The organism is Bradyrhizobium sp. P5_C12 (assembly GCF_054049735.1).
Genome location: NZ_JBFULU010000095.1, coordinates 1 through 8751, shown reverse-complemented (window position 1 = coordinate 8751; position 8751 = coordinate 1). Strand labels below are relative to the sequence as shown.

8 protein-coding genes are annotated in these 8751 nt (G+C 58.6%); 4 read left to right on the top strand and 4 right to left on the bottom strand.

The annotated features are described in order from the left end of the window. Positions 1-405 precede the first annotated feature (405 nt). Positions 406-687, top strand: a complete 282-nt coding sequence (locus ACXJMY_RS37335) for a hypothetical protein (protein ID WP_456624351.1) — start codon at positions 406-408, stop codon at positions 685-687. On the opposite strand, the gene ACXJMY_RS37330 is transcribed toward ACXJMY_RS37335, so the two are convergent. Then, a complete protein-coding gene (locus tag ACXJMY_RS37330; RefSeq protein ID WP_456624350.1) occupies positions 674-1129 on the bottom strand; it encodes a hypothetical protein in 456 nt (151 codons plus the stop codon). The two genes, ACXJMY_RS37335 and ACXJMY_RS37330, sit on opposite strands and share 14 nt — an antisense overlap. Positions 1130-1259: 130 nt before the next feature. Further along, entirely contained in the window at positions 1260-1607 is a 348-nt protein-coding gene (locus ACXJMY_RS37325; protein ID WP_456624349.1) for a hypothetical protein, read from the bottom strand. A gap of 1171 nt (positions 1608-2778) precedes the next feature. Between ACXJMY_RS37325 and ACXJMY_RS37320 the strand changes: the two genes are divergently transcribed. Both ACXJMY_RS37320 and ACXJMY_RS37315 read left to right on the top strand, forming a co-directional pair. Further along, a complete protein-coding gene (locus tag ACXJMY_RS37320) occupies positions 2779-2985 on the top strand; it encodes a hypothetical protein (RefSeq protein ID WP_456624348.1) in 207 nt (68 codons plus the stop codon). A 957-nt stretch (positions 2986-3942) separates the two neighbouring features. Beyond that, positions 3943-4707, top strand: coding sequence for an outer membrane protein (locus ACXJMY_RS37315; RefSeq protein ID WP_456624347.1), 765 nt, complete (start codon positions 3943-3945; stop codon positions 4705-4707). A gap of 242 nt (positions 4708-4949) precedes the next feature. Here the strand turns inward: ACXJMY_RS37315 and ACXJMY_RS37310 are convergent, their stop codons facing one another. Beyond that, positions 4950-5348, bottom strand: a complete 399-nt coding sequence (locus ACXJMY_RS37310; protein ID WP_456624346.1) for a hypothetical protein — start codon at positions 5346-5348, stop codon at positions 4950-4952. Positions 5349-6141: 793 nt separating this feature from the next. On the opposite strand from ACXJMY_RS37310, the gene ACXJMY_RS37305 reads away from it, so the two are divergent. Further along, entirely contained in the window at positions 6142-7545 is a 1404-nt protein-coding gene (locus ACXJMY_RS37305; RefSeq protein ID WP_456624345.1) for an invasion associated locus B family protein, read from the top strand. 211 nt (positions 7546-7756) lie between these two features. Here the strand turns inward: ACXJMY_RS37305 and ACXJMY_RS37300 are convergent, their stop codons facing one another. Next, on the bottom strand, positions 7757-8302 hold the full coding sequence (locus ACXJMY_RS37300; RefSeq protein ID WP_456624344.1) for a cupin domain-containing protein: 546 nt from the start codon (positions 8300-8302) through the stop codon (positions 7757-7759). Between the last annotated feature and the right edge of the window lie 449 nt (positions 8303-8751).

The window sequence follows — 8751 nt, the reverse complement described above, 5'->3', positions numbered from 1 at the left end:
ACGCCAGCCCGGGCAACGCAACCGACCGGATAGTCGACGTACTGGCAATAAACGATCGCGCGGGCCGGTGATGGAGCAAGCGTGGCCCCTGCAAGTCCCAGAAGTGCGCTGGCAGCGATTCCTGTAACCGTCATTGACTTGATCGAAAGTCGCATCTTAGCCTTCATGATGGTCCTCCTAAGGGTAGCAGAAGCCGCATTCCTACAGCTTACGATAGCGTGTGTGCGGAGAGATGAGCGACATTGAGTAGATCAAGGGTGAGCTGGGCTGTGCGTTAACTCCGTCGAACATTATCCGTGTTTCCTGCCACCCGTCACCGCGATCTTGATTCAGATCAACCAGCTTCGTGATACCCGCGCCAAAACAAGAGACCGACTGGGCTGGGGCGATTAGTTGGTGCGTGCGATGACGCCGACTTGGTATGTCACCTTCGAGGTTCGTAAACGCGGCACGCTGCCGAAGCAGCGGAGCCCTCGGGAAACAAGGACCTTCGCTACGGAAGCAGAGGCCAAGGCATTCGTTCGTGCAAAGCTCGACGAAGGTCTCGTTGTATTTGCGGGCACGATCAATCCGCACGTCCCCAGGCAACTCATTCCGTCGTCCCGCATCCAAGCTTGGCTTGTCGATGAACAATGGAACGCTGAGCGAGATACAGGTCCCGACCGGACGCCGATCACCAGGTTCTGAAGCCGAACCAGCCGAACTGCCCTTGTCGTGCCGCCAGAAGCATCTGCGGCTGGACGTTTCGCCTCGGTCGAGCCGCAACATGCAACATCTTGCGTTGTCGCTTGCGATCGACGGTTTCAGGCGGGCGTGTATCCGGTTTCGGCAGCATCGCGAAGGAATTCGCCACCGCCGGGCTCTGTCTGACGGTAACGGGCGGTTCGGCCACATCCGACGAAGTTGCGACCTCGGTCGCCCCGGCCACGGACGCAGCGGCGACGATCACCGGCGATTGGGTATCGAAGACAATACGCTCGGGCCATTTGCGATCTGAGTGGATAAGTATGGCCGGCCGGTCCGCAGCCGCCTGATCGACGGTCGGGGCCCTCCGCAGCCAATAATCTGCGACAAAGAGCAGTGCGAGCAACACTGCTCCGACCTTCCAGAAATATGCCGCCAGTGGCATGCCGGTCGCTCCGGTGCGCCCCCGAAACATTGACCTGGGCTCGTCCTGCTACGTCGTCTGTTACCTGCTGCRAGATGGCCACAAGCTGCTTGATATAGATCAAGCGCGTTCGATCGSTCGCGAACGCGCTCTAACTGCAGCYGGTAATGCGCGCAACTGCCTTCATGTACTTGAGATGAAGTGCGGCGTCACCTCCGYCTGACGGAGAGTTGCGAGCGGTCAGGCGATCCGAATTCAAACAGGTCTCAAGATCGAACCTGATATGCGAGCACCATCCCAGGGCGCTCTTCTCTGCCTCTTCCTTGGAGGGGCCAAACCCCACAAAGGTCTGAACGTGCCCGGCCTCGCCGTCGGCCGTCGATACGAGATTGATTTCCGAGATGTAGAAGGACGAACACTGGGCGGCCTGGAGCTCGGCGCGTGTCCCCTGGATCACCCCGAGAGCGACAATGGTCGTCATGAGGACGGCTCGCTTCATTTTCTCCTCCGACAAAGCGAATCCATTGCGGCTATCCATCTGATCGCGACAACTTCATTCGGCGTGCGTTGCGCGCTGTGTGCCCCCCGAACATCGGACCTGGCTGTCCGATCGGGCAAGCCAACCAACGCCAATCGCCGCTCAGGGACTTGAGATAGATCAAGCTCGGCCCGACGACGGGACGCAGGTTTCGTTAGGGTCTGGTTGCCAAGGTGACAGATAATGAGTGACCGGATCCGCAGTCCTCTTTGCGTTGGCCTTGCCCTCGCGGCCAGCATGATTGGGTCAAGAGCGCCGTTTTGGCTACGGCCCGCGCACTTCCGGTCTGCCACCGCTAATCGGACGTACTCGGTGTCGGCAGCCACTTCGCAAAAGGGCCACAACCGGACCACCGCAGCGAATTGGGATGCTCGGCAGCAGCAGCGTGGGGTCATTTAAAGAATTCGGGCTGGTGACAAATCGGCTCCCAGCCCGAACTATTCGCAGGCTCCCCACATTACAGTGCCAAGGGGCACACCGTTATCGATCCGGGTTCATTGCCTGGGCTGTTCAGCCCGATGCGGCGCCGACTGATCAATTAAACGACGTGGGTTCGCACGGGGGTCTGGTGTAGGGGTCCGACGCATATGCGCCGACGTCCGGAGCGCGGACGCAGTCGCGCCCATCAAGGGCGCCACGCGGGGCGCTGACATCGGACCTCGCGACGTGCCAATATTCCCGAGCCATCAGGGGCGTGGTCAGTATGGATGCGGCGATCAGCCCAGCCGACAGAACTTTGAATCTGGTCATTTCATTTTCTCCATTGGATACAGAAGCCAAAACATTTTGGCGTCTGCTTTGGAAATGGGTGGAGCGACCGGCGCCTTAAATTGAAATATTTGTTCATGGTCGTTTACCGCTGCGCGAGGTCGGCGGAGGAATCGATCACAAATTCCGGCCCGCGCTCGTCACGCGCCGTTGCGCGTGTACGCGCCATCGGCGGCTAAAATTCTATTCACAGTCCGGAGAGAGTTTTTCAACGGCTTGCGAAACGCGGCCGGTTGCCGACATCAGCATCACGCCGATCGACGAAGCGTGATTGCGCCACCCCTGCGCGAGGGGAATGCCAACGCCTAACTGTCATTCATGTCGACAGCACGCRCATCGGTTGCACGCGTAACAAGAGGATACCATGACCAGCTTCAAATTTTTGGGCGCAGCGCTCGTTTTTTCCGCGCTCCTTGCGACGCCCGCCTCGGCATGGGAACCCGCCGCGGCATTAGCCGCGGACCCGACCTTCTCCATCTATTCGGGCATGCGTGGCGACGCATCGGGACTGTCAGTACGGCCACATCGCGGAAATCATACCACCGGCGTCAAGCGCTTTCGATCGCGCTGATCGCCCGGATACCAAACCTGCGCCAATCTTGTCCGCTATGCCCGACTGAGCAGACTTTAACGGGAGCCGCCGCCACTTGCGCTCCGTTCAGATCATTCCAATCAGGATGAAAAGAGCGACCTCTGTCAGGAAAGTGGCGCTCATAATGGCGACCGTAAGGAACGCGTCGCCCGCTGGTAGAGGGGTCATAGCATGCCTCGCGCGTTGCGACGACTGGAACCGGTTCTGGCTCTCTGCCCGCGCCAACACCCTTGCCCATCGCGCTCCGTTAATAAGCACCACGTCGCACAGCGCGACGCGTATAGCGGTAATCGCGACGGTCGACACGACGCGCAGTCACGCGGGCGCGCCGGTACGTGACGGCCTGCGCTTGATCAGCGCTTAACTCCACGCCGCGCGGTGTCACCTGCGGCGAGACCGGAATGATCGCCAACATCACTGCTGCAAACAGCAGTCCGACAATCGAGGAGACTCTCATTGCACCTACTCCCTATTGTCCACCATGGCCGTGTCACCAGCAAAATCTGTCTAGTCTGTCTGCCTATTGTCGGCCACTCTGAGATCGCCCTCGCAGCATTACGGCACGAAAAGGTCGCGCAGGATGTTCTTTTTTATACACCCCGGTTGATATCGCTTCCGAAGCTGAGATTGCCGAGGCAGCCGCGCGACTTGCGCAGTGGCGGACTCGTCGGGGCATCACCTAAAAGCGATCTACAAACCAAACTCCCGACCCTCCAAGGGCGTCGGGTTCTCTTCTTCCGTAATATGCACGTTAGGGGGCATTTGGTTCCCTGCAAGTCCTTAATAGATATAAAGAATTGCCGCTAAACATCTGAGCCGAGTGTTGCGGCTTCGCTACATCAACCTGCAGGCGAACGGGATAGCATTGATTCCTTAGGTGGGCGTCAGGTGGGCGTGGTGCCTTTTTTGAACTTCGTTCTGGGGAGATTTCTCGTAATGAAAAAGCTTCTGATTGCCGCGGCCGGGATGATGGCCGTGGCTCTATCCGCCCCCGCGTCGGCGGCAGATTTGGCGGCTCGCCCCTATACCAAGGCGCCGCCACCGGTGGTCGCGCCGATCTATGATTGGACCGGGTTCTACATCGGCGCAAACGGCGGTTGGGGGCAAAGCCATGGTTGTGTGGATTTCGTGACGCCCGCAGGGACAGTCGCAGGCGGCTGCGCCGATCGCTCCGGGGGCCTCGCGGGCGGACAGATCGGGTACCGCTGGCAAACCAATCAGTTTGTGCTCGGTCTGGAAGCGCAGGGAGATTGGGCCGAAATCAAGAACACGCGCGTCAGTCTGATCGATCCATTGATTTCGACTACAGGGAAGATTGACGCCATCGGACTCTTCACAGCGCAACTCGGTTGGGCGTGGAACGCCTCGCTGTTCTACGTGAAAGGCGGCGCGGCCGTGACGCGCAATCGCTTCGACATTTTCAACAACGTCACCGGGGTCGGCCTGGCATCGGCAAGCCACACACGCTGGGGCGGTGCCCTTGGCGTTGGCTGGGAGTACGGCTTCACGCCCAACTGGTCGTTCGGTATCGAATACGACCATCTCTGGATGGGGCGTGATAATGCCGGCTTCGCAGGTGTGGTTACTCCTGGAGGGTTTGTCCTCACCGGCAGCGGGGTCAGCCAGGACGTGGATATGGTCACGCTTCGGTTGAACTACCGCTTCGGTGGATACGGCGCACCGGTCGCGGCCAGATACTGATCGCACCCATCTTTGCAAACCAAAGCCCCGGCTCGCCGGGGCTTTTTTGCGGGCTATGAATTGCTAGAGGTTGCTTCTTCTTTGCAATGTCTGAGGTGGGTCAATCGCGTCACTTTGGCCGCGTGCCGTTCTCTTCCGGTCTACCCCTGTGAACGGACATCGTCAGACCGCCCCGGCATGTCTCAAACGGGCCAAAAACAGAAGTCGAAGCCACGGGGTTGGCGATGCTTGGTGGAAGTCCGTCAGGGATTTATTGGCGCATCATCACAGACCAATTGATGTACCTTCGCTTGGACGATTTGAGCACGCCTCAGGTCCATGTTGGTTACCACCTCGAAGACCTTGGCGGCGCAGTCAAACTGAAGCTCAAACAGGTTTCCCTTGTTGAAGACCTCTCCATCGATGATGTAGGCGGCGGCGTAATGGGAGGATTTCTTGCTTAAATCAACCGCGAATTTGGTTCCATCGTCGGCGCTCATCACCTGCCAGTTCGGCTTTACGAGCTTGCCCCGCCAGTTAACGTAGCCGTCGCGCCAGAGAAGTGGCGATGTCTCCGGCGTCATTCGATCTGACGATTGAGCCCAGATGTCCGATGGCAACACCGCAAGAACGAACACGAGGATATTGGTTCCGAATTTCATTGAGTGCACTCGATCGGCAACATGACTTGCAGCAGCTAATCATTGACCGCTGGCAAGTCGAACAACCTATTGCTTGTTTCCCTGCTCGACAAAATCGCGCCACTCCTCCTTGAGGACCGCGCGAAAGATTCCGGGAGGAAGCACTTCCTCTAGGACTTCCGCTTTCGAGGAGGCGTTTGGATCTAAGAAAATCCCGAACAACGGCATGCACGCCTTCATGGCGTAGCTCGCAGCGTCCTCGGGTGTCCGAACCCCCGCCGCTTGCGCATCAGGTGCGTGCAACCGAACACAAGCTCGGAAGCGGGAAACGGATGGCTGCTCACCATGATGCGTCTGAGCGGACAGCTGAGGCAACAATGTCAAAAGCGAGATCAAAATAGCTGCTCTCAATGGACGCTCCAAGACATTGAAACAGCGCTCAGGTTGAACCAAGCTATTGGGACCGAAATAAGGGGCCCGTCACGTCTGCTACGGGTCAAAGGCGGCGGTCTGCACTGGATGCGATGACTTCTGCTTTACTCCGGACTTCAGACCTGCCGCCGCAGCGCGCCAATCGACGCGATGGGCCAGCAGCGGACCCACGACGATAGCGGCGGCGGGCCCCGAAGAAGCCAAGAGCAGCATGAAAAGACCGTGGACGCTCATCCAGGTTCCCTAATTTCAGACGCTGTTATCGCTGGGCCACTAAGCCGCATGAGCTGGGGAACTTTGCGGTTTGATACTTGATCCAAATCAACAGATTCCCACCCCCCATACCTAGCGTCAGGCCAGACCACATCGTCGGAGAAAGAAGATGCTGAAGCGCTTGCCGGTCATCCTTCTTTTGCTGATTGTCCTCTCCGCGGTCCATTCCCCTGCCGCAGCAGATGACCGAACTGCGGGACCACAAATCCAGGAGGAAATCTGGGCGTTGCCGTTTCCGCTACCTGTGCTTGCTTTCCTGGTACGGCCGGTCGGAGATGGCCCGTTCCCCCTGGTGGTCATGAACCACGGGATTTCTCTCGACGCCAATCAGCGGACGATGTTTCCCATGATCGAATATCGGGACGCGGCACGTTGGTTTGCGCGTCGGGGTTATGTCGTCATCTCGCCTATCAGGTATGGGGCCAGCAGTCTCGATGACAAAGATCAGGGTATCTATGGAGCTGTCTTTGCTCACGTCGGTAGCTGCGACAACCCGAACTTTCGTGGTCCCGGGCTCGCTATAGCCACTCTGAACGAGTGGGTCATCGACTACATGAGCAAGAAGAAGATGGTCCAGCCTGGTAAGGTCATCGTCGTTGGCCAGTCGGGCGGTGGATGGGGCTCGATTGCTCTTGCGAGCCTGAACCCGTCATCGGTTCAGGCCATCATTACCTTTGCGGCGGGGCGTGGAGGCCGAGTTGATGGCAAACCCAACAACAATTGTGCTCCCGATAAGCTTGTTGCCGCTACCGGCGAGTTTGGACGCACCGCACGCATACCGATGCTCTGGATCTACGCGGAAAACGACACCTATTTCGGGCCGGAATTGACGAAGCGGATGTATCAAGCCTTTGTCGAAGCGGGCGGCAATGTCGAATATCGTATGCTGCCCCCCTTTGGAAGTGACGGGCACTTCATGATCGATTCCGCGGACGCAGTGCCGATCTGGTCGCCTTTGGTAGTCCAATTTCTAGAGAAGCATTCAGCAACCACCACGCTGTCGGGGCAAGTCAGCAGCACTTCACCCCAGCAGGAGCCTCAGGCGAAGCCGCCGCGACTGCGCCTACCTGAAAACATTCATTACTCAAACTGGGTAAAACTTTGTTTCGACTCATCCGATAAGACCACGATATGCCGAACGACCTCAACCGGCACGGACGACCTCGATCAGGTGGTGGTGCGTGTGGACCTGATCCAACGGGCTGACGGTCCGGCTCGCTTGCAGCTCTTCGTTCCGCAAGGGGCAAATCTGCAGCAGGGTGTCAAAGTGACGATAGATCAGGGTAGCCCTACCCAGGTTCCCTTCAACTGGTGTCTCACCAACATCTGCATCGCGGCACGCGGAATCGAACCAACCTTGGCTGCTCAGATGGAAGCCGGCCGACAGCTCAAACTTGAACTCACCGACCTCAACTCGTCGTCAGTTGCGATAAGTCTACCACTCGATCAGTTCGCCACGGCTCACAAAGCGCAGCCCGCCCAAACGTTCGATTTCGCGTCAGATGAGGAATGAACGACGTTGGGTGCCGACGACCGCTTCGGGTCAAAATGCGAAAAGCTCAGTGTGAGTAAATCTAGTCCGCTCCGACCCATTAAGCTGACCTCAAAGCGAAGTCTCGCCACTTCGCTGATGGGCCACAAGCGAACACCGGCGAAAAGGAACGGCCGCCTCGACTATGCGGCGGCCGCCGTCCATTCTTGGCTGTCAGTCAGGTGGGTGTGCCTCACATCTTGACCATCTCGGTGCGATATTTCGCCAGCAGGGCCGCGATCAGTTTTCCCTTCTCGGCCATCTCTTCCGGGGTCGGCTTCGGCGGCGGCGATGTGCGGCCTTCGACGGGGAAACCGACCGCCAGAAAGAATTCATCCTGACCTGCCGGCGTACACATGCAGAGCATGCGAGCCGTCTTGCCGGACAGGTTCTTAAACGCGTGCGGGGCGTTCGCTGGAACGTTGACGGTCGATCCCGCGCGTACGGTGTGCGACTTTCCGCGAAAAGTGAACTCGAGTTCGCCTTCGAGCAGCGAGAACATTTCCTCGAAGTCGTGGCGATGCGGCGGGGGGCCACCGCCGGCGGGCACCAGCATATCGACTAGGCAATAGCGTCCCGCGGTCTGCGCGCCCGACACCAGGATCGTGTAAGTGCCCCCCGCCACCGAGATATGCGGCACGCCGACGCCGCCGGGATCAGCTACCGTCAGGACGCGACCCGGATCGTCGGCGGGGATCGAGGAAGCAGACGGAGAATGCGCAGGAGAGGTGTCGGTCATCTCGGACCTCCGTGTCCATGATTTTGAGGAGAGGCACCTTACCATCACAAGCGGTGTCTTTTTCGAGGCCGGATGTCCGTTCAGGGTCAAAATGCGAAGAACTCAACCCGAGCAAATCTAGTCCGCCATGCCTCGCTGAGGGACCTCAATAAGGTGCGCCGCTACTTGGGCCAACAGGCGACGACGCGGGGCGCGCGCGAATAAGGCCGCCTTCGGAAATCCGTTCTCATCGGACAAGGACGTAGAGAACGTAAAGCGAATAGCCGATGACGAGAATGCCCATCGTCACTGAGAGCCATGTTAGGACTTTATCATGGTTCATTAGTCATCTACTCGAGTTTCAGCTGGTTTTTCGCTGTCGTTGGGCGCACTCGGCCCCCCATCCAAGGCCCAAGGTAACCGAGATCAGCGAGCCGAACAGCACGCCGAGCTTCGCCGCATCGAGCAGC